At 69.1% G+C, this 19,927-nt stretch carries 18 protein-coding genes; 9 read left to right on the top strand and 9 right to left on the bottom strand.

What is annotated here, in order from left to right; genetic code table 11:
* Positions 1 to 7: 7 nt before the first annotated feature.
* The 6 genes from C0R07_RS09230 to C0R07_RS09205 form a co-directional block, all read right to left on the bottom strand.
* A complete protein-coding gene (locus tag C0R07_RS09230; protein ID WP_019183988.1) occupies positions 8 to 403 on the bottom strand; it encodes a hypothetical protein in 396 nt (131 codons plus the stop codon).
* 85 nt (positions 404 to 488) lie between these two features.
* Complete coding sequence (locus C0R07_RS09225; RefSeq protein ID WP_102788755.1) at positions 489 to 2,546, bottom strand: FUSC family protein; 2,058 nt, start codon at positions 2,544 to 2,546, stop codon at positions 489 to 491.
* Between the two features lie 3 nt (positions 2,547 to 2,549).
* A complete protein-coding gene (locus C0R07_RS09220; protein WP_102788754.1) occupies positions 2,550 to 4,007 on the bottom strand; it encodes an efflux transporter outer membrane subunit in 1,458 nt (485 codons plus the stop codon).
* Positions 4,004 to 4,912 (bottom strand): efflux RND transporter periplasmic adaptor subunit, encoded by a 909-nt coding sequence (locus C0R07_RS09215; RefSeq protein ID WP_167390347.1) that lies wholly within the window; start codon positions 4,910 to 4,912, stop codon positions 4,004 to 4,006. Before C0R07_RS09215 ends, C0R07_RS09220 begins: the two co-directional genes overlap by 4 nt.
* Positions 4,909 to 5,118: a DUF1656 domain-containing protein gene (locus tag C0R07_RS09210; protein ID WP_019183984.1), complete on the bottom strand. Its 210-nt coding sequence runs from the start codon at positions 5,116 to 5,118 to the stop codon at positions 4,909 to 4,911. The genes C0R07_RS09215 and C0R07_RS09210 overlap by 4 nt, the downstream gene beginning before the upstream one ends.
* Positions 5,119 to 5,202: 84 nt before the next feature.
* Complete coding sequence (locus C0R07_RS09205; RefSeq protein ID WP_019183983.1) at positions 5,203 to 5,658, bottom strand: MarR family winged helix-turn-helix transcriptional regulator; 456 nt, start codon at positions 5,656 to 5,658, stop codon at positions 5,203 to 5,205.
* A gap of 159 nt (positions 5,659 to 5,817) precedes the next feature.
* Here C0R07_RS09205 and folE point away from each other — a divergent pair, with 159 nt between their 5' ends.
* From folE to C0R07_RS09185, 4 genes are all read left to right on the top strand, one after another.
* Entirely contained in the window at positions 5,818 to 6,420 is a 603-nt protein-coding gene (gene folE, locus C0R07_RS09200) for a GTP cyclohydrolase I FolE (protein ID WP_019183982.1), read from the top strand.
* A gap of 127 nt (positions 6,421 to 6,547) precedes the next feature.
* Complete coding sequence (locus C0R07_RS09195) at positions 6,548 to 8,017, top strand: DUF3375 domain-containing protein (RefSeq protein ID WP_046274169.1); 1,470 nt, start codon at positions 6,548 to 6,550, stop codon at positions 8,015 to 8,017.
* Complete coding sequence (locus tag C0R07_RS09190; protein ID WP_070474138.1) at positions 8,004 to 8,705, top strand: DUF4194 domain-containing protein; 702 nt, start codon at positions 8,004 to 8,006, stop codon at positions 8,703 to 8,705. The genes C0R07_RS09195 and C0R07_RS09190 overlap by 14 nt, the downstream gene beginning before the upstream one ends.
* Before the next feature lie 46 nt (positions 8,706 to 8,751).
* Positions 8,752 to 12,399, top strand: coding sequence for an ATP-binding protein (locus C0R07_RS09185; protein WP_102788752.1), 3,648 nt, complete (start codon positions 8,752 to 8,754; stop codon positions 12,397 to 12,399).
* A gap of 38 nt (positions 12,400 to 12,437) precedes the next feature.
* On the opposite strand, the gene C0R07_RS09180 is transcribed toward C0R07_RS09185, so the two are convergent.
* Positions 12,438 to 13,214, bottom strand: coding sequence for a sulfite exporter TauE/SafE family protein (locus tag C0R07_RS09180; protein ID WP_070474219.1), 777 nt, complete (start codon positions 13,212 to 13,214; stop codon positions 12,438 to 12,440).
* 62 nt (positions 13,215 to 13,276) lie between these two features.
* Here C0R07_RS09180 and C0R07_RS09175 point away from each other — a divergent pair, with 62 nt between their 5' ends.
* The 5 genes from C0R07_RS09175 (at position 13,277) to C0R07_RS19900 (ending at position 18,430) form a co-directional block, all read left to right on the top strand.
* Positions 13,277 to 13,672 carry a YchJ family metal-binding protein gene (locus tag C0R07_RS09175; protein ID WP_070474134.1) on the top strand — a complete coding sequence of 132 codons (396 nt, stop codon included), beginning with the start codon at positions 13,277 to 13,279 and terminating at the stop codon, positions 13,670 to 13,672.
* Positions 13,673 to 13,809: 137 nt separating this feature from the next.
* Positions 13,810 to 15,096: an ergothioneine biosynthesis protein EgtB gene (egtB, locus tag C0R07_RS09170; protein WP_102788751.1), complete on the top strand. Its 1,287-nt coding sequence runs from the start codon at positions 13,810 to 13,812 to the stop codon at positions 15,094 to 15,096.
* Positions 15,093 to 16,067: an L-histidine N(alpha)-methyltransferase gene (gene egtD / locus C0R07_RS09165; protein ID WP_070426256.1), complete on the top strand. Its 975-nt coding sequence runs from the start codon at positions 15,093 to 15,095 to the stop codon at positions 16,065 to 16,067. The genes egtB and egtD overlap by 4 nt, the downstream gene beginning before the upstream one ends.
* 54 nt (positions 16,068 to 16,121) lie before the next feature.
* Positions 16,122 to 18,290: a lytic murein transglycosylase gene (locus tag C0R07_RS09160; RefSeq protein ID WP_102788750.1), complete on the top strand. Its 2,169-nt coding sequence runs from the start codon at positions 16,122 to 16,124 to the stop codon at positions 18,288 to 18,290.
* Positions 18,287 to 18,430 carry a hypothetical protein gene (locus C0R07_RS19900; RefSeq protein WP_167390346.1) on the top strand — a complete coding sequence of 48 codons (144 nt, stop codon included), beginning with the start codon at positions 18,287 to 18,289 and terminating at the stop codon, positions 18,428 to 18,430. Before C0R07_RS09160 ends, C0R07_RS19900 begins: the two co-directional genes overlap by 4 nt.
* 24 nt (positions 18,431 to 18,454) lie before the next feature.
* Here C0R07_RS19900 and C0R07_RS09155 read toward each other — a convergent pair whose 3' ends face one another.
* Both C0R07_RS09155 and C0R07_RS20040 read right to left on the bottom strand, forming a co-directional pair.
* Positions 18,455 to 19,645: a benzoate/H(+) symporter BenE family transporter gene (locus tag C0R07_RS09155; RefSeq protein ID WP_102788749.1), complete on the bottom strand. Its 1,191-nt coding sequence runs from the start codon at positions 19,643 to 19,645 to the stop codon at positions 18,455 to 18,457.
* A gap of 32 nt (positions 19,646 to 19,677) precedes the next feature.
* A partial coding sequence (locus C0R07_RS20040; RefSeq protein ID WP_217350020.1) for a hypothetical protein occupies positions 19,678 to 19,927 on the bottom strand: 250 nt, incomplete at its 5' end.

Genomic DNA, 19,927 nt, shown 5'->3' with positions numbered 1-19,927 from the left:
TCCGGTCTTACTCCGGAATCACCACGGTGCCATCGGGGAACACGATGGCGCCGTCACCGCTGACATCGAAGAAGCCCAGCTGGTGGGTGTTGGCCAGCACCTGCACCAGGCCGTGCGCGTTCTCGGCCACCTCGTCATCGAACGAGGCGTAGACCACGTGCTGGCCGATGCTGTAGTCGGTCACTTCCGGGCGGTCGTCTTCCTCATCGGACAGCGGGCCATCCATCGGCGGGTAATGCTCGGCGAGCGCGGCGAAGAACGCCTGCAGCGCCGGCACCGACACGGCCGGGTCGTCGTAGTCGTGCGTCTCGTTCCACTCGGTCTGCGCGTCGTACCACTGCAGGAAGGCCTCGGCCTCGCGCGGGGCGACGGCGGGGTCGAACACCATCAGGTCGTAACTCATCGGGAATCACCTTGATCCATGCGCAAATGCATGCGTCAGGATAGCCCTGATCGGCGCGGACCGGCCGGCGCGCGCCGGGGCCGGTTCAGCGCCGCGCCGGCAGGCCCGGTGTTGCCGCGGCGGGGTCGGCGGCGGCCTCGACGACCGGTGCCTCGGGGAACAGCGCATAGCGCAGCCCGATCAACCCCATCAGGGCCTCGTCGCGGGCCTTGCCCGCCTCCACGGTCTGCACGCGCTTGAGCGAGGCCTCCAGCCGTGCCTGAAGCCCGGGCGGTGCCGGCAGGGGGCGGCGTTTGGCCGCCTGCGCGCGGTAGTACGCGGCGATGTCGTCCAGGATGGCCTCGATCGCGGCCACGCTGGCCGGCGGCAGGCCGTGCCGGGAGCGGCGCAGCTGCAGGATGTTCAGGCCGATGCGCGCCTCGGTGAGCATGTCCACCGAGGCGATGTCGCTGCCTTCCGGCGCGGCTGCCAGGCGTGGTGCGAGCAGGCCGAGCAGATCCAGCATGCGCGCGGCGAACTGCTGACGATCCTGCTGGCCGCGGCCCTCGGCCGCATCGGCCAGCGTGGTCCAGCCCTGGCGCACCAGCCGGCGCGCGGTCCACTCGGCACCCACCGAGCGGAACAGCCGGGTCATCACCACCGCAAAGCCGATGCCGATGAACATCGCCACGGCGGAGTTGATGAAGCTCTGGATGTTGGCGCTGTAGGTGTTCTGCACGTTCAGCAGCGCCACCAGGTTCACCGTCAGCGGCAAGCCGATCAACGCGGTCTTGGGCCGATGCAGCAGCAGGCCCAGTGGCAGGAAGATCACCGCCAGCACCAGCACCAGGCTGCCGAAGTCGTGCACGGCCGGGAAGATCCCGAACAGGTACACGCCGGCCACCAGGCTGGCCACGATGGCCCAGAGCAGGAAGGACAGCATGCTCGGTGCGGGATCATCCTGCGCGGCGAAGAACGCGGCGGCCACCGCGGCCATCATCGCGCCGTTGCCACCGCCTTCCCAGCCCAGCCCGATCCACAGCACGCAGTAGGTCATCAGGGCGACACCGGCACTGGCCGCGGAGAACAGCGCCATGCCGTAGTCCACATGGCGCACGTGGTCCACGCGCTGGGTGCGCACGCGGTAGTGCGCGGTATCGCTCGGCGCGGTGCCGGCGTCGATGGCGGCGTGCAGGGTGGTGCAGTCCTGCCAGAGATCGACCAGCTCTTCCAGGCGCAGCAGCAGGGTGACCAGCAGCAGGTGATCCAGCTCGCCATCCACCGCCGGCTTTAGCGCGACGATGCGCGCGCGCAGCGTGGCGTAGGCGCTGGCACTGGAGCGGCCGGGCTGCTCAAGCCACTGCGCCAGATCGGCGATCAAGGGCTCCAGCCCCGGTGGCAGCGCGCGGCCACCCGCGCGCAGCGCACCGAGCCGGTCGGCGATCGAGGACAGCACCGGCAGCATCAGCAGCATGCGTTCGCGCAGGCGCTCCATCGAGACCGCCGCCCCGGCGTGGCGCGGGTCGTCGCGACGCATGAACTCGATCAGCGCTTCGAACTGGACCAGATCGGCCGCCAGGCGGTTGCGCGGTCCATGCGCGTGACCGCGCGAGAGGATCTGCCGGCACCAGTCGGCGGCATCGGCCATCCAGCCGCCGATCCGCGCGCGCAGCATCGGCCGCACCGAGGCGGGGAAGAACAGCGAGGCGAACAGTACCGCCACCACGGTGCCGAGGATGATCTCCTCGCTGCGCGCCACCACGGTGTCGAAGATGGTGTCCGGCGAGGTCACCGCCGGGAAGCCGATGAAGGCGGTGGTGTAACCGGCCAGCAGGAACGCGTAGCCGCGCGGGCCTCGGTTGAGCAGGGCGATGAACAGGCAGGAGGACAGCCACAGCGACATCGCCGCGCTCAGCAGCAGCGGGGTTTCCACCAGGTGCGGCAGCATCCACAGCGTGGCCGCGCCGGCGATCAGCGTGCCGAGGATGCGGTAGGCCCCCTTGGCGCGGGTCGGGCCCAGCATCGGCTGGGTCACGATGTAGACCGTGGCCATCGCCCAGTACGGGCGCGAGAGATTGCCGGCCAGCCCGATGTAAAGCGCTGCCAGCGCCGCCAGGAAGGTCTTGACCGAGAACAACCAGGCCTGTCTGTCCAGCAGCAGCATGGCTTACCTCGCGGCCGTGCCGGCGGCGACGGCGTCGGCATTCCAGCCACCGCCGAGCACCAGGAACAACTGGATCTGGTCGCGCGAGACCTGCGCCTGGGCATCGGCGAGCGTCGCATCGGCGCTGGCCAGGCTGCGGTCCGCGTCCAGGCTGGCCAGGTAGGGCGTGCGCCCGCCCTGGTACAGGCGGCGGTTCTGGCTGGCGGCCAGGTCGGCCTGCTGCTGCGCCTGCTGCAGGAACTGCAGGCGCTGCAGATCCTGGGCATAGCGGCTCAGCGCGGTCTGGGTTTCGCGCAGGGCCTGCAGCACGCTGTGGTCGAACTCGGCCAGCGCCGCATCGGCACCGGCTTCGGTGGCGTGGATGCGTGCGTGCGTGCCGGAGGAGGGCAGCGTCCAGGAAATCAGCGGACCGATCGACCACTGCTGGGTCAGCGGCGTGCCGAAGTCTTCCAGCAGGCCGGCCGCACCGAGCGAGGCGCCGAGGCGGATGTCCGGGTAGAGCTCGGCGGTGGCCACGCCGATCCGCGCGGTGGCGGCAGCCAGCTTGCGCTCGGCCTGGCGGATGTCCGGGCGGCGCTGCAGCAGCGCGCGGCCATCGCCGATCGGCAGCGCCTGGGCCAGGGTCGGGGCCAGGCTGCAGTCGCTCACGCCGTCGGGCAGCTGGCCCGGGGTGCGGCCGAGCAGGGCGGCCAACTGGTATTCGGAGGCCTGCCGGTGCGCGCGCAGCGGCGGCAACGCGGCCTGCAGCATCGCCACCTGGGCGTTGGCACGCGCCAGCTCCGGCGGGGTGCCGCGGCCGGCGGTGATCAAGCGCTGGGTGACCTCGCGGCTGCGCTGCTGCAGCTGCAGCGAGTGCTCGGCCACATGCAGTTCGTGGTTGGCGTGGCAGATGTCGACGTAACTGCCGGCCACCTGCGCCACCAGCGACACGCGCGCCAGGTCCATCGCGGCGGCGGTGGCCTGCTCGTCGGCATGCGCGGCTTCGGAGGCGCGCTTGAGCTTGCCGAACAGATCGAACTGATAGGACACCGCGAACTTGCCGTCGGCCAGGTTGATCGGCGGCAGTTCGTGTTCAAGCAGGAATGATTCGGCCGACAGCTGCGCGCGGCTCACCCCGGCCTCGGCCTCGTATTCGAACCCACCGGCATCCAGCGCCTGCTCGTACACGGCAGCAGCGCGACGCAGGTTGGCATCGGCCACCTTGAGTTCCACGTTGTCGCGCAGCGCCTGCTGCACCAGGGCGTTGAGGGTGTCGTCCTGGTACAGCTCCCACCAGCGTGCGGGCAGCGCGGCGCCAGCGGCGACCTGCGGGTTGCCGGTGTCGAGGAACGCGGCATTGGCCTCCGGCCGCTGGAACGCGGAGCCGGCCGGCACCGCGTAGTCCGGGCCGACGGTGCGGCACGCGGCCAGCGTGGTCAGCGCCAGCCCCAGCGCGATGCGGTGCAGCGCCGGGCGGTTCACAGCGCCGTCCGTGCCGGTTGTGCCGGCGTGGCCGGCGCGGTGTCCGGCTGGATGGTAACGGTGGCGGTGCGCCCGGCGATCAGGTTCACGCCGGCCGGCACGCGGTCGATATGGATGCGCACCGGGATGCGCTGCGCCAGCCGCACCCAGTCGAAGGCCGGGGTCACGTTCGGCAGCAGGCTGCTGCCTTCGCTGCGGTAACGGTCTTCGATGCCGGCGGCGATGCTCTGCACGTGGCCCTGCAGCGGCTGCGCCTCGCCCATCAGGCGGATGTCGACCTTCTGGCCGGCATGCACGCCCTGCAGGCGGGTTTCCTCGAAGTAGCCGTCCACGCGGAACGAGCCGGTATCGAGCACGGCCATCACCGGCCGCCCGGCGGTCACATAGTCACCGGCACGCACGGTGCGGTCGTTGACGTGGCCATCGCTGGGGCTGCGCACTTCAGTGCGCGCCAGGTTGAGCTTGGCCAGATCCACCGCGGCCTGTGCGGTCGCCATCGAGGCCTGCGCGGCGAGCAGCTTGGCGCGGCGCACTTCGGCGTCCTCGGCGGCGACCAGATCCTGCAGGCTGCGGTCACGCGCGATCTCGCGGCGCAGCTGGTCCAGCGTGGCGCGGCGCTCGCCCAGCGCGGCCTGGGCCCGCTCCAGCGCGATCTCATAGCGCGCCCGGTCGACCACGAACAGCACCTCACCGCGCTTGACCGGTTGGTTGTCGGCCACCTTCACCGCTTCCACCAGCCCGGACACATCCGGCGCCACCTGCACCACGTCGGCGCTGACGTGCGCATCGCGCGTCCACGGTTCGTCCATGTAGTACGCCCACAGGTGACGCAGCACCAGCACGGCGGCCACCACGGCCACGACGGTCAATACGACCGGGAATGTCTGCTTGAGGATCTTGTTCACGATTGCATCCAACGCATCAGGGAAAACAACCCGCCGAGCACGATCACGTACACGGCCAGGTTGAACAGGGCGGGGTGCCAGATGTGGCGGTAGGCGCCGGTGCGCTGCAGGACCACGCGCAACCCGCTCTTAAGCAGGTAGGCAAGCAGCATCAGCCCGAGCAGGGTCGGGACGAACACACCATAGAGACTGAATTCACCGTACATCGAGGCAAAGGATTCGCAGGGGAGCGGAAAGGGGTTCGCCCGGCGTCGAGGGACGACACCGGGCGGCACAACGGGGGAACAGGCTTACGTCACGCGATCGGCAGCGTCGGCCAGCAGCTGCCACAGCTTCAGCACGGTGCGCAGTTCATCCATGGACAGCTCGCCGAACACGTCCTGGCGCAGGCCGATCAACTGGGTTTCCAGCTCGCTGACCAGGGCCTCGCCCTTGTCGGTCAGCCACAGCAGGTTGGCGCGGCGGTCGCTGGCGTCGCATTCTCGGCGGACCAGGTCGCTGGCGGCCAGCTTGTCCAGCAGGCGTACCAGCGACGGGCCTTCCATGCCCAGCTGATGGGCCAGTGCCACCTGGCGGATACCCCCGCCGGCGCGCCCGATCATCAGCAGCGGCATGGTGCAGGCGGCGGAGATGCCGTAGCTGCCCAGGGCCTGGTCGGCCAGGCGCTGCCACTGCCGCCCTGCGTACAGCAGGCCGGAACTGAGCTGCATCTGCAGCTGGGTGCGTTCGTCGAAGGATCGGTTCATCAGAATAGATAGGATACTACTAATTTCCCTCCTATCAATACATCCGGCACAACCGTCGCCCAACGAGGGCCTGCGCGGGCAGGGCCACCGAGCCCCGGCGCAGGACGCCCGAGGGGTCTGTCGGGTACGATGCTCGCCCCCCTTCGGGTGCTGTATGTAATGAGCAAGCAAGACAACGACGCCAACCCCGTCACCCAGGCCGAGGCCGAATCGGCGGTGCGCACCCTGCTGCGCTGGGCCGGTGAAGATCCGACCCGTGAAGGCCTGCTGGATACCCCACGCCGCGTCGCCGAAGCCTATGGCGACTGGTTCAGCGGCTACCGCGATGACCCGCGCGCCTACATGGAGCGGACCTTCGAGGAAGTGGCCGGCTACGATGAACTGATCGTGCTGCGCGACATCGAGTACGAAAGCCACTGCGAACACCACATGGCGCCGATCATCGGCCGCGTGCACGTCGGCTACCTGCCGGCCGGCAAGGTGGTGGGCATCAGTAAGCTGGCCCGGGTGGTCGAGGCGTACGCACGCCGCTTCCAGGTCCAGGAAAAGATGACCGCGCAGATCGCCCAGTGCATCCAGGACGTGCTGCAGCCGGTCGGCGTGGGCGTGGTGGTGGAAGGTGCGCACGAGTGCATGACCACCCGCGGCATCCACAAGCGTGGCGTCAGCATGGTCACCTCCAAGATGCTGGGCAGCTTCCGCGAGGACGCGCGTACCCGCGCCGAGTTCCTGCGTTTCATCGAAGTGGGCGGCAAGCGCTGATTCCCCGCGCCGTCGCGCGCGGCCGGCAGGTGCTGGGCTTCGGCCCGGCCCGGCCGGTGCGTGCGCGTCCCGTTTCCCTCCCGGCCGCTGCGACCCGCGCGGCCCGTCTTCCTGTCCCCGGTCTCGAATGAAGCATCGCGAGCGCATTACCCGTTACCGCCACCTGCGCGAACAATCGCAGTGGAAGCTGCTGGCGGCCGATCACGCGCCGGAGATCATCGGCCTGCTGCAGAGCCTGCTGATGCAGGACGAGCGCACCCTGTCCACCGCGGTGCTGCACGAACGCCTGCAGCGCGCGCTGGACGATCTCAAGGCCGATGAACTCTCGCGCGATCTGCCGCGCACCGCGCAGGCCTACATCGCCCACTGGCTGGCCCAGGGCTGGCTGGAACGCCGCCTGCCCGAGGGTGCCGACCAGGAACAGTACGAACTGTCCACCCAGGCCGCGCAGGCGATCCGCTTCGCCGACAGCCTGGAGCAGGCGCGCGCTGCCGCCACCGAGAGCCGCCTGGCACTGGTGATCGAGCAGCTCTCGCAGCTGGCCGCGCTGACCGAATCCAATCCGGACGCACGCCTGTCCGCGCTGCGCGACGAGCGCGACCGCATCGATGCCGAGATCGCCCGCGTCAGCGGCGGCAAGGTGTCCTCGCTGGATGGCAAGCGCGCGCTGGAACGGACCCGCCAGATCATCGGCCTGGCCGACGAACTGACCGAAGATTTCCGCCGCGTGCGTGACGACTTCGAACGCCTCAACCGCGAATTCCGCGAACGCATCATCGATGACGAAGGCGAGCGCGGCGACGTGCTCTCCAAGCTGTTCGAAGGCGTGGATGTGATCGGTGACAGCGATGCCGGGCGCAGTTTCGACGCGTTCTGGCGCCTGCTCAACGATGCCGAACAGAGCGCCCAGCTCGACGCCGCGCTGGAGACCGTGCTTGCCCGTGGCTTTGCCCGCAAGCTGGACCGCAACGAACGCACCTTCCTGCGCGGCTTCACCACCACCATGCTCGAGCGCGGTGGCCAGGTCCACGATGTGCTGCAGCACTTCGCGCGCAGCCTGCGTGGCTTCGTGCAGAGCCGCGGCTACCTGGAACAGCGCCGCCTCAACCAGCTGCTCAAGCAGGCCCAGGGCGAGGCGCTGGGCCTGCGCGACCACATCCCGGCCCAGCGCAGCATCGGCCGCGACCTGCAGCTGACCACCAGCCGCCTGCGCTCGCTGTCGCAGTGGAAACTGCACGACCCGCGCCAGGCGCAGGTCGATGGCAGCGTGCAGCGCAACGACACCGCCGCGATCTCGCTGGAAAGCGTCGGCGATCTCGTCGCCGCCTCGGAAATCGACTTCCGCACCCTGCGCCGCGATCTGCACGACCTGCTTGGCGAGCAGCCGCGGCTGTCGATCGCGCAGGTGCTCGACCACCGTGAGGCCCCGCAGGGGCTGGGCAGCATCATCGGTTACCTCTCCCTCGGCACCCGCCATGGCGAGGTCGCCACCGATCAACAGGAGATCGCGCAATGGCGCGGCGGCGATGGCCAATGGCGTCGCGCCCGCATTCCGCTGATCTGGTTCACCCAGGAGAAACGCCATGAGCTGGCATGAACAATCCACCGACACCCCGATCGATGGCGGCGCCGACGAGCATGACGACGAGCCCGTCGTGGTGACGCCGGTCCTGCGACGCAGCAACGATGTCTTCTACATGGGCGATACCGGCCGGCTGCCGCTCGATGGCCGCCGTGCGCTGTGCCAGCTGCTGATCGGCCCCAGCATCGACCAGCTGCGCCACGCCAAGCTGTGGCCGGCGCTGATCCGCAGTGAAGCGGCGATCCGCTCGGCGCTCTCGGACCTGTTCCTGGAGCTGGTGCTGGACCGCGAGAGCGGGGTGGCCTTCACCCGCCAGGCCGATACCGAAGATATCGACGCGCCGGTGCTGCTGCGTACCTCGCCGCTGACCTTCATCGACTCGGTGCTGCTGCTGCACCTGCGCCAGCAGCTGGCCGAAGCCGATGCACGCGGCGTGCGCGCGGTGGTCGAGGATGCCGAACTGGCCGAAGCACTGGCCGTGTACGAGCGCCACCTGTCCACCGACCGCGCCGGCTTCAACCGCCGCGTCGCCAGTGCCGTGCAGAAGATGAAGGACAACCACATCCTCACCCGCCTTGGCGGTGACGATGCGCGTCATGAAGTCTCGCCGGCACTGAAACTGATGTTCTCCGCCGAAGATGTCGCCGCCCTGGCCCAGGTGTACCGCCGCCTGCGCGAAGCGCCGGCCGACCTCGACGCCTGAGCGCGCGCCCGCGCGCCGCTGCCCTGCCTGGATTGCTAGCCCTGCCATGACCGTCCACATTCCCGCACCCGCTCTGTTCCCCGGCGACCAGCCCGACCCGCGCGCGCAGCAGTTCCGCATGCGCCGCCTGCAGGTCCACAACTGGGGCACCTTCTCCGGCCTGACTGAAGTGCCGATCGCCGAACGTGGCTTCCTGTTCGTCGGCCGCTCCGGCTCGGGCAAGTCGACCCTGCTCGATGCGATGTCCGCGCTGCTGGTGCCGCCGGCCCTGGTCGACTTCAACGCCGCCGCGCGCGAAGCCGAACGCAGTGGCCGCGACCGCAACCTGGTCTCGTATGTGCGTGGCGCGTGGGCTGACCAGCAAGACAGCGGCACCGGCGAGATCGCCACCCAGTACCTGCGCAAGGGCGCCACCTGGACCGCGCTGGTGCTGGAGTACCGCAGCAACGACGGCCGCATCGTCAGCCTGGTGCGGCTGTTCTGGATCGCCGGCAACGGCGCCGCCGCGGCCGATGTGCGCAAGCACTACATGGTCGCAGAGCGCAGCTTCGACATCGCGCGCGACCTCGGCGGCTTCGACCTGGACCTGCGCAAGCTCAAGCAGCGCCTGGGCGATGTGCATCACTTCGACAGCTTCGCCAGCTATGCCGAACGGTTCCGCCACGTGCTCGGGATCGAGAACGAAATGGCGCTGCGCCTGCTGCACAAGACGCAGTCGGCGAAGAACCTCGGCGATCTGAACGTGTTCCTGCGCGACTTCATGCTCGATGCGCCGCGCACCTTCGATGCCGCCGAGCGCCTGGTCGATGATTTCGCCGAACTCGATGGCGCCCACCAGGCCGTGGTCACCGCGCGCCGCCAGGTCGAAACCCTGCTGCCGGCGCGCGGCCACTACGCCGATCTGCAGGCACTGCGCCGCCAGCGTGAAGACCTGGACGAGATGAAGCTGGGCATCGACGGTGTGCGCGAGCAGCGTCGCCTGGCCCTGCTCGAGGCGCGCCTGCTGGAACTGGACACCCGCGACCGCGGCCTGTCCGGTGAAGAAGGCCAGCGCCGCAGCGCGCTGGAGAACCATGAAAGCCACCTCGCCGAACTGGAGGGGCAGCGTCGCCAGCAGGGCGGCGAGCGCATCGAAGAGCTGGAGCGCGAACAGGGCCGTGTCGCCCGGGAACGCGACCGCCGCCTGGCCAAGCGCAACCAGGCCAACCATGCCAGCCGCGAGCTCGGCGAAACCCTGGCCGAGACCGCGCACGGCTTCGCCGAACAGCTTGCCCGCGCCCAGGCCAGACTGGACGACGGCCAGCGTGCCGCGGCCGAGCTGGATGAAGCCATCGCCGAGCGCATGGGCGGCAAGCGCGACGACGAGCGCCGCTTTGCCGAGGTGCGTTCGGAACTGGAGGCGCTCAAGCGCACCCCGTCCAGCATTCCGGCGCCGATGCAGCAGCTGCGCGCGCGCCTGAGCAGCGACACCGGCATTCCCGAGGCGGCGCTGCCGTTCGTGGGTGAACTGCTGCAGGTCCGCGATGAAGACGCCGCATGGCAGGGCGCGATCGAGCGTGTGCTGCACGGCTTCGCGCAGTCGCTGCTGGTTGACGAGCGCCACCATGCCCAGGTCTCGGAGTGGATCAACCAGACCCACCTCGGTACCCGCCTGGTGTATTACCGCGTGCGCCGCAACGACGATGCCCTGCACGGCCGCGAGCCCGGTGCACGCTCGCTGCTGCACAAGCTGGTGCTGCGCGAGCACGGCTATGCCGGCTGGCTGCGCCGCGAGCTGGGCAAGCGCTTTGACTACGAATGCGTCGATGCGCGCCACCTGCGCGATACCGACCGCGGCATCACCAAGGAAGGCCAGGTCAAGCACCCGGGCGAGCGTTTCGAGAAGGACGATCGCCACAACATCAGCGACCGCCGCCGCTGGCTGCTCGGCTTCAACAACCGCGACAAGCTGGACCTGTACGAGCGCGAAGCGATCGAACTGGCGCAGCGCATCGCCGCCTGCGACAGCGACGTGGCCGGCCTGCGCGCGCAGCGCGAACAGGATGGCAAGGCCCGCCTGGCCTGCCATCAACTGTGCACGCTGGGCTGGGACGAGATCGATGTGGCCGCGCCGCTGCAGCGCCTGGACGACATCGCCCAAGCCCTGCACGACCTGCGCGAAGGCAATGCCGACCTGCGCAGGCTCGGCGAACAGATCGAAAAGACCCGGGCCGATGTGGCCCAGGCCAAGCGCACCTATGAAGACGTGCGCGTGGAGCGCGGCCAGCTCGGCCGTGAGCACGAACGCCTGGCGCGCCTGCACGAGCAGTGCGCGCCGCTGGCCAAGCGCGTGGTCACGCCCCTGCAGCAGCAGGGCCTGGACGAACGCCTCAAAGCGCTCGGCGTGCTCAGCCTGGAAAACCTGGAAGCGCACTTCCGGCAGATCAGCAACACCCTCAACGAACAGCTCGGCGGCTCCCAGGCCGAACACAACCGGCTGGAAAACCTGCTGCTGGGCTGCTTCCGCCGCTACTGCCAGGCCTGGCCGGAAGACAGCGGCGACTTCACCGTCAGCCTGTCCAGCGCCGACGATTTCCTGGCCCGCCTGCAACGGCTGGAGAACGATGGCCTGCCGCAGCACGAGGCGCGCTTCTTCGATCTGCTGCAGAGCCAGAGCAAGAACAACCTGCTGGCGCTGCAGCGCCACACCGCCGAGGCGCGCAAGTCGATCGCCCAGCGCCTGGACGAGGTCAATGCCTCGCTGGAGCAGGTGCCGTTCAACCGCGGCACCCTGCTGACCATCGAACTCACCGACCGCCGTCTGCCCGAGGTGCTGGATTTCCACCAGCGCCTGCGCGATGTCCTGTCCCAGCAGCAGACCGAGCAGCGCGAACTGGCCGAAGCGCAGTTCGCGGTGCTGCGTGAGCTGGTCGCCAAGCTCGGCTCGCAGGAAGGCGAGGACAAGCGCTGGCGCGAGCTGGTACTCGACGTGCGCCTGCATGTGGAATTCGTCGGCGTCGAGCTCGATGCCGCCACTCGCCAGCAGGTCGAGATCTACCGCAGCGGCGCGGGCAAATCCGGCGGCCAGCGCCAGAAGCTGGCCACCACCTGCCTGGCGGCCGCGCTGCGCTACCAGCTCGGCGGTGCCGATGGCCAGCTGCCCAGCTACGCGGCAGTCGTGCTCGATGAAGCCTTCGACAAGGCCGACAACGAGTTCACCGCGCTGGCGATGAACATCTTCGACAACTTCGGGTTCCAGATGGTCGTGGCCACGCCGCTGAAGTCGGTGATGACGCTGGAGCCGTTCATCGGCGGTGCGTGCTTCGTGGAGATCAGCGGGCGCCACGACTCCGGCGTGCTGCTGATCGAGTACGACGACGAAGGCAAGCGCCTGAAGCTGCCCGAACGCGCCCGCGCCGGCGGTGAGGCCGCGGTGGCGCCGGTAGCGGCAGCGCCCGTGATCGCAGCGCCGGCGGAAGTCGAGGTGCCAGGACAGGCCGCCGATGCCGTGATCGCCGAACCGGCTGCCGGGCAGGCCGACGCCGCCACGGCGACGCCGGATGCACCGGCACCGGTATCGCGCCCGAAGAAAGCCGCGGCCAAGGCACCGGCCAAGGCACTCGCCAAAGCGCCGGGCAGGAAGGCCGCCAGCAAGGCGGCGGCCAGGCCGGCGCCCAGGACCGCCGCGAAGAAGCCGGTCAAGCCCAAGCGTTGAGCAATCGACGGGTCAGCCCCCAGGGCTGGCCCGTCCTGTCAGCCGGCGAAGGTATCCCAGCCCATCCGGGCGATCAGCACCACCACCAGGCCGACGAACAGCTTGCGGATGAAGGGCGTGCCACCGCGCAGCGCCATCCGCGTGCCGACCACCGAGCCGATGATGTTGGCCGCGGCCATCGGCAGCGCGAACAGCCACAGGATGTTGCCGGTCGGCACGAAGAACGAGATCGCCGCCACGTTGGTGGCCAGGTTCACCACCTTGGAGGCGGCCGAGGCGCGCAGGAAGTCCAGCCCGAAGAAACGCACGAACAGGAAGATCAGGAAGCTGCCGGTGCCCGGCCCGAAGAAGCCGTCGTAGAACCCGATCACCGCACCGATCGCCAGCGCGGTCACCAGCTCCTTGCGGCCGATCTCGCGCGGGCGGTGCAGGGCACCGAAGTCCTTCTTCCACAGCGTGTAGCCAAGCATCGCCACCAGCAGCACCAGCACCAGCGGGCGCACCGCGTCCTTGGGCAGCAGGCTGACCGCCGTGGCGCCGGCGAAGGAGAACACGAAGGCCGTGCCCGCGGCGAACAGCACTGGCCGCCACGGGAATCGCACATTGCGTGCGTAGCGGAACGCCGCCGCTGCCGTACCGAACATCGAACTGAATTTGTTGGTGCCAAACAGCATGGCCGGGGTGTGCTGCGGCAATACGGTGAACAACCCGGGCAACTGCACCAGCCCGCCGCCGCCGACCGCGGCATCGACCAGACCGGCGATGAAGGCGATCGCCACCAACCACAACAGCTCAGGGGGAACCAGCTCAAGCACGGCGGGACATCGCGGCAGAAGGCGCGCCAGCATACGCCCGGTCATCGCGCGACAATACCCCCATGACCACCGCCAACTCCGATCCCTGTCCCTGCGGCCGCCCCTTGGCCTACACCGCCTGCTGCGGCCGCTATCACGCCGGCGCGCCCGCCCCGGATGCCGAAGCGCTGATGCGTTCGCGTTACAGCGCCTACGTGCGCCACCTGGCCGACTACCTGCTGGCCAGCTGGCACCCGTCCACGCGCCCGGCCGAGCTGTCGCTGGAGGAAGCGCCCGGCCAGCGCACCCACTGGCTGGGGCTGACGATCCAGGCCCACACGCAGTCGGATCCGGACCACGCCCAGGTCCGGTTCCTTGCCCGTTACAAGGTGGGCGGCGGCAGTGCGGTGAAGATGCTCGAGCACAGCCGCTTCGTGCGCGAAGACGGGCGCTGGTTCTACCTCGACGCGCTGCCCTGACCCAAGGCGGCCGCACGCACCCCCAGCGCCGTCGCCCCGGCCGCGTACGGGGATCGCGTATTCAACTTGAACGCTGTCACCAGACCGATGCCGTGCCATGACGTGGCACTCACTCCGGCTGGTCGATCCTGATCGCAATGAATACCGCCGTTGCTGCCGCACCACCGCTCACCGCCGCCCCGCCGTCGTCGCTGGCCGCCCGCTACGCCGGCGTGCGGGCCCGCACGGTCGCGTTGGCCGCCCCGCTGAGCGCCGAAGACGCCATGGTGCAGAGCATGGCCGATGCCAGCCCGGCCAAATGGCACCTGGCCCACACCACCTGGTTCTTCGAGCGCTTCGTGCTGGCCACCCGGCCCGGTTACGCACCGATCGATGCGGACTGGCATTACCTGTTCAACAGCTATTACCAGAGCATCGGTCCGGCACATGCACGTCCGCAGCGTGGCCTGCTCTCGCGCCCGTCGCTGGAGGAGGTGCTGGAGTTCCGCGCCCGGATTGACCAGCGCGTGATCACCGCCCTGCAGGCCGGCAGCCTCAGCGAGCAGGCCCGGCACCAGTTGCTGCTCGGCCTGCACCATGAACAGCAACATCAGGAACTGCTGCTGACCGATATCAAGCATGCGTTCTGGTCCAACCCGCTGCAGCCAGCCTACCGTGAGGATCTTGCGGTGGCGCCGGCCCGTGCGCTGCCCCTGCAGTGGCTCAGCAGTCCCGAGCAGATCGTGGAGATCGGCGCGCCGGTCTGGCCTACCCAGCCGACATTCGCCTACGACAACGAATCGCCCGTACACCGCGCCCTGGTCCCGGCGCATGCGCTGGCCAACCGCCCGGTCAGCAATGATGAGTATCGCCGGTTCGTCCAGGCCGGCGGCTACCGCGAGCCACGCTGGTGGATGAGCGAAGGCTGGACCTTGTGCCAGGACCAGCGCTGGCAGCATCCGCTGTATTGGGACGACGCACTGGAGCGCGAGTTCACCCTCGGCGGGTGGCGCCCGCTCGATCCGCACGCCCCGGTCTGCCATCTCAGTTACTTCGAAGCCGACGCCTACGCGCGCTGGCAGGAGGCCCGCCTGCCCACCGAATTCGAATGGGAGGCGGCCACCGCCGGCCGCCCGCTGCGGGGTCGTTTCGCCGATAGCGATCAGCTTCACCCCGGCGGGGCGGAGGAGTCAGGCGATATCGTCCAGTTGTTCGGCGATGTCTGGGAATGGACCAGCAGCGCCTACGGGCCGTATCCGGGGTTCCGCACCTTCCCGGGCAATCTCGGCGAGTACAACGGCAAGTTCATGTGCGGGCAATGGGTCCTGCGCGGCGGCAGCTGTGCCACGCCTGCCGATCACCTGCGCGCCAGCTACCGCAATTTCTTCGCGCCGTCGGCCCGGTGGCAGTTCGCCGGCCTGCGCCTGGCCCGGGACGCCGCATGAGTTCGGTCCGTGATGCACTCCAGGCGCTGACCGATCTGCAGCCGGACCGCGACCAGATCACCGCCGACATCCTGCGTGGCCTCTCCGCCACGCCGCGGCAACTGCCGTCGAAGTATTTCTACGATGCCCACGGCTCGGCGTTGTTCGAGCAGATCACCCAGCAGCCGGAGTACTACCCGACCCGCACCGAGCTGCAGCTGCTGCAGGACTGCGCGCGTGACATCGCCAAGGTGGTTGGTCCCCGCCTGCACGTGGTCGAGCTGGGCAGCGGCAGTGGGCGCAAGACCGAGCTGCTGCTGCAGGCACTGCGTGACCCGGTGGCGTACACCCCGATCGAGATCTCCCGTGCCGCACTGCTGGACAGCATCACCCGGTTGGCCCCGTTGCTGCCGGAGATCGAAATGCTGCCGGTCTGCGCGGATTTCACCCAGCCGGTGCAGCTGCCATCGCCGCAGCGCGAGCCGGCGCGCCACCTGGTGTTCTTCCCGGGCTCGACGCTGGGCAACTTCGCGCATGACGAGGCCATTGCGCTGCTGAAGGCCATGCGCCAGACCATGGGCCCCGACGGCATGGCCCTGATCGGCATCGACCTGCACAAGGATGCGGGGCTGATCGAAGCGGCGTACAACGATGCGGCCGGCGTCACGGCCGATTTCACCCTCAATCTGCTGCGCCGGCTCAACCGCGACATCGGCAGTGATTTCGATCTCGACGGGTTCCGTCATCGCGCGCGGTACAGCGTGCCGCGCCTGCGCATCGAAACCGAACTGGTCAGCCAGCGCGAGCAGCGCGTGCAGGTGGACGGGCAGAGCTTCGATTTCGCCGCGGGCGAGGCGATGACGGTCGAGTACAGCCACAAGTACACCGACGCGGTGTTCGCAACGATGGCCGCAGCCGCGGGCCTGCGCGTGACGGCCCACTGGAACGCCACCGATCCCGCCTTCGGCCTGCGCCTGCTGCAGCCGGTCTGACCTGCGCCGCATTGCCGCTATGATGCAGGTCCACTGGCTGCAAGGATTCCGCCAATGCGATGGTCGCCCCTGTTGTTGGCCGGGCTGTGGCTCGGCGCACCGTCGTTGGCGGTGGCCTCCCCGGATGCATTCTCCACCTGTCTGGCCACGCTCAAGGCGCAGGCCGGCAAGCAGGGCATCGGCGCCGAGCGCTTCGATGTGCTCACCGCCGGGCTGACCCCGGATCCCAGCGTGCTCCCGCTGCTGGACGCGCAGCCGGAATTCACTACCCCGTTGTGGGACTACCTTGCGGCGCTGGTGGATACCCAGCGCGTCGAGGACGGGCGTGCCCGCCTGGTCGAGCACCGCGACCTGCTGGCCCGGGTCTCGGCCGAGTACGGGGTCGATCCGGCCACCATCGTGGCGGTCTGGGGCGTGGAGAGCGACTACGGCCGCGTGTTCGGCAAGCGCCCGCTGCTGCAGTCGCTGGCCACGCTCTCCTGCGAAGGCCGCCGCCAGCCCTTCTTCCGCGGCGAACTGCTCGCCCTGCTCAAGCTGATCGATGCCGGCGACCTGCGCGCCGAAGGCCTGACCGGTTCGTGGGCCGGCGCGTTCGGCCATACCCAGTTCATGCCCTCCACCTATGCGCGCATCGCGGTGGATGGCGACGGCGATGGCCGTCGCGATCTGGTCGCCTCGATACCCGATGCGCTGGCCTCCACCGCCAATTATCTGAAGAAGGCCGGGTGGCGCACCGGCCAGCCCTGGGGGATGGAAGTGACGGTTCCGGCCGGCTTCAACGCCGGCCAGGCCGGCCGCACCCAGCGCAGGCCACTGGCCGACTGGCGCGCACAGGGCATCATCCCGGTGGCCGGCGGCACGCTGGCCCCGGCCGGACTGCCCGCCGACAGCAGTGCCGCGCTGCTGCTGCCCACCGGGATCAAGGGACCGGCCTGGCTGGTGTTCCGCAACTACGACGCGATCTACGCCTACAACGCCGCCGAGAGCTACGCCCTGGCGATCGCCACCCTGGCCGATCGCCTGCGGGGTGGTCCGGGTATCGTCGCCGCCTGGCCGACCGACGATCCCGGCATCGGCCGTACCGAACGTCGAGAGCTGCAGACCCTGTTGCTGGCCCGCGGCCACGATATCGGTACGGCCGACGGCATGATCGGTACCGCGACCCGCCGCGCCATCCAGGCCGAGCAGCAGCGCCTGGGCTGGACCCCCGCCGATGGCCGTGCCGGCCAGCGCATTCTCACCGCCCTGCGCGGTGCTCCTCCTTCTTCCACACCGACCATGCCCGCATCCACCGTATTCACCCTGCCGCCCAATCACGCCCAGTATGTCCAGTCCCCGGCCGCGCCGCGCGCTGCCCTGCCCAAGGTGCCTGGCCTGAGCCTGGCCGACATCCAGGGCTTCCCCGCGTGGACGGTCCAGACCCCGTTCGCCACCGCCGCGATCAGCGTGTTCGGCGGCCAGCTCCTGTCCTATGTGCCCAAGGGCGGGCAGGACGTCATGTGGCTCTCGCCGAGCGCCCAGCCGCTGCCGACCCCGATCCGCGGGGGCAGCCCCGTGTGCTGGCCGTACTTCGGCCGCCAGGGGCAGGGCAATGACGTGCCCTCGCATGGCTTCGTCCGCAACGTGCCATGGACCCTGCAGCAGGCCCGTCGCGAGGCCGACGGCACCATGGTGCTGACCCTGGCGCCGCCGGTGCTGGAGAACCTGGACCTGCGCCTGCGCATGGAGCTGCGCATCGGCCGGACCCTGGAACAGCGCCTGATCACCGACAACACCGGCCGCCAGCCGGTCGCCTTCACCCAGGCCCTGCACAACTACTTCCATGTCAGCGATGCGATGCAGGTCAGCGTGGAGGGCCTGGATGGCCTGTCCTACCTGGACAAGTTCGAGAATTACGCGACCCCGCGCCAGCAGCAGGGCGACTGGAACCTGCGCGACCCGCGCGATCCCGGCCGCAGCGACCGCATCTATACGCAGGCCGGCGGCCGCTACGTGCTCAAGGACCCGGGCCTGAAGCGCCGCATCGAGATCACCACCACCGGCAGCCGCTCGCTGGTCGCCTGGAACCCGGGTGAGGCCGGCGCCAGCAAGATGGCCGATGTCGGGGCCGGCTGGCGCAACTATGTGTGCCTGGAAGCGGCCAACGCCGGTCCGGATGTGGTGACGCTGGCGCCGGGCGCGCAGCACGTGCTGCAGCAGACGCTGGCGGTTCGCCCGCTATGAGTACGGTTCCACCCCCGGCCCGGCCGGACGAGACGGCCGAGGATCCTTATCGCGCGCCCAGCACCGCCCTGCACGAGGCCATGATCGACGCCCAGATCGATGCGGCCGTGGCCGTGTATGACCGCCATCCGTCGTGCTGAGGCGGCTGTAAGGCGCGTGACCGGTCAGTGTGCGGCCGGGCGCGGCCGCAACGCCACCAGACAGATCCCGCCAGCCACCAACCCCCAGAACGCCGAACCGATCCCGGCCAGCGACAGGCCCGAAGCGGTGACCAGGAACGTCACCAGCGCCGCTTCGCGATCGGCCTCCTCGCTCAGCGCCATGGCCAGGCTGTTGGCGATCGTTCCGAACAGCGCGATGCCGGCCACGCAGGCGACCAGCTCCTTGGGGAAGGCAGCAAATACAGCGGCCACCGTCGCCCCGAACAGCCCGACCACGATATAGAAGGCACCCGCGGCCACTGCGGCGGTATAACGGCGGGCCGGATCCTCGTGCGCTTCGCGCCCCATGCAGATCGCGGCGGTGATCGCGGCCAGATTGAGCCCATACGCACCGAAGGGGGCCAGGATCGTATTGACCACGCCGATCCAGCCGATCACGGGTGAGACCGGCGTGTCATACCCGGAGGCACGGATCACCGCGACGCCCGGGATGTTCTGCGAGGCCATGGTGACCACGAACAGGGGCAGGGCGATGCCGAACACCGCTGCCCACGACAGCGTTGGCCAGGTGAACACCGGCGTGGCTAGTTCCAGTCGCACCTGTTCCATATGAAGCAGGCCCTGACCGGCCGCCACCAGGACGCCGACAAGCAGGGTGGCGATCACCGCATAGCGCGGGAACAGCCGTCGCCCGATCAGCCAGGTGGCGAACATCGCCAATGCCATGCCCAGCTGGGTGCCCATCGAGACGAACACATCCAGCCCGAAGCGCAGCAGTACACCCGCAAGCATGCCCGCGGCCAGCGCCATCGGCACACGCTTCATCAGCTTCGCGAAGATCCCCGAGAAGCCGGCCAACATGCCAAGCACGGCGGCAAGCACGAACGCACCGATCGCGTCGCTGTAGCCGACCGCGCCCGCACCGACCACGAGCATCGCCGCACCGGGCGTGGACCATGCAGTGACGACCGGCATCCGATAGCGCAGTGACAGACCAATACACGTCACGCCCATGCCAAGGCCCAACGCCCACATCCACGAAGCGATCTGCGCCTGGTCTGCGCCGACCGCGCGTGCGGCCTGGAACACGATCACCGCCGAACTGGCGAAGCCCACCAAGACGGTGATGAAACCCGCCATCACCGCAGGCAGGGAGAGATCGCGCCACAACGAACGTTTGCCTACCGCAGACATCGCATGCATTCCTGATGACAAGAGATGCATTGTTAGCAAGCCTGCGGCAGCACGCGCAACGCGCGTGCTGCCGCGCTTGTTGTCGAGCAGCACGCACGGATGACGCGATGATGAAAAAGATCGACGAAAACGCTTGACGAATTTTCAGAAGTCTTTAGTATTCGCTCCCTCGCTGCGACGCGGTCTTCACCCCGGTGAACACCCACCCGCAGCGACGGCAACAAGCTTCGAAAGAAGGTGTTGACGGAAACGAAAAGCCTGACATAATAGGCGGCTCGCTTC

Source organism: Stenotrophomonas bentonitica, from assembly GCF_002887735.1.
Lineage (GTDB): Bacteria > Pseudomonadota > Gammaproteobacteria > Xanthomonadales > Xanthomonadaceae > Stenotrophomonas > Stenotrophomonas bentonitica_A.
Note: the sequence above shows the minus strand (reverse complement) of the source record. Positions and strands in the feature narration are given on the sequence as shown.

What these genes read in the sequence shown, in the direction of transcription:
- C0R07_RS09230 (WP_019183988.1), bottom strand. Translation starts at nt 403, where the DNA reads ATGAGTTACGACCTGATGGTGTTCGACCCCGCCGTCGCCCCGCGCGAG.
- C0R07_RS09225 (WP_102788755.1), bottom strand. Translation starts at nt 2,546, where the DNA reads ATGCTGCTGCTGGACAGACAGGCCTGGTTGTTCTCGGTCAAGACCTTC.
- C0R07_RS09210 (WP_019183984.1), bottom strand. Translation starts at nt 5,118, where the DNA reads ATGTACGGTGAATTCAGTCTCTATGGTGTGTTCGTCCCGACCCTGCTC.
- C0R07_RS09205 (WP_019183983.1), bottom strand. Translation starts at nt 5,658, where the DNA reads ATGAACCGATCCTTCGACGAACGCACCCAGCTGCAGATGCAGCTCAGT.
- folE (WP_019183982.1), top strand. Translation starts at nt 5,818, where the DNA reads ATGAGCAAGCAAGACAACGACGCCAACCCCGTCACCCAGGCCGAGGCC.
- C0R07_RS09195 (WP_046274169.1), top strand. Translation starts at nt 6,548, where the DNA reads ATGAAGCATCGCGAGCGCATTACCCGTTACCGCCACCTGCGCGAACAA.
- C0R07_RS09190 (WP_070474138.1), top strand. Translation starts at nt 8,004, where the DNA reads ATGAGCTGGCATGAACAATCCACCGACACCCCGATCGATGGCGGCGCC.
- C0R07_RS09185 (WP_102788752.1), top strand. Translation starts at nt 8,752, where the DNA reads ATGACCGTCCACATTCCCGCACCCGCTCTGTTCCCCGGCGACCAGCCC.
- C0R07_RS09175 (WP_070474134.1), top strand. Translation starts at nt 13,277, where the DNA reads ATGACCACCGCCAACTCCGATCCCTGTCCCTGCGGCCGCCCCTTGGCC.
- egtB (WP_102788751.1), top strand. Translation starts at nt 13,810, where the DNA reads ATGAATACCGCCGTTGCTGCCGCACCACCGCTCACCGCCGCCCCGCCG.
- egtD (WP_070426256.1), top strand. Translation starts at nt 15,093, where the DNA reads ATGAGTTCGGTCCGTGATGCACTCCAGGCGCTGACCGATCTGCAGCCG.
- C0R07_RS09160 (WP_102788750.1), top strand. Translation starts at nt 16,122, where the DNA reads ATGCGATGGTCGCCCCTGTTGTTGGCCGGGCTGTGGCTCGGCGCACCG.
- C0R07_RS19900 (WP_167390346.1), top strand. Translation starts at nt 18,287, where the DNA reads ATGAGTACGGTTCCACCCCCGGCCCGGCCGGACGAGACGGCCGAGGAT.
- C0R07_RS09155 (WP_102788749.1), bottom strand. Translation starts at nt 19,645, where the DNA reads ATGTCTGCGGTAGGCAAACGTTCGTTGTGGCGCGATCTCTCCCTGCCT.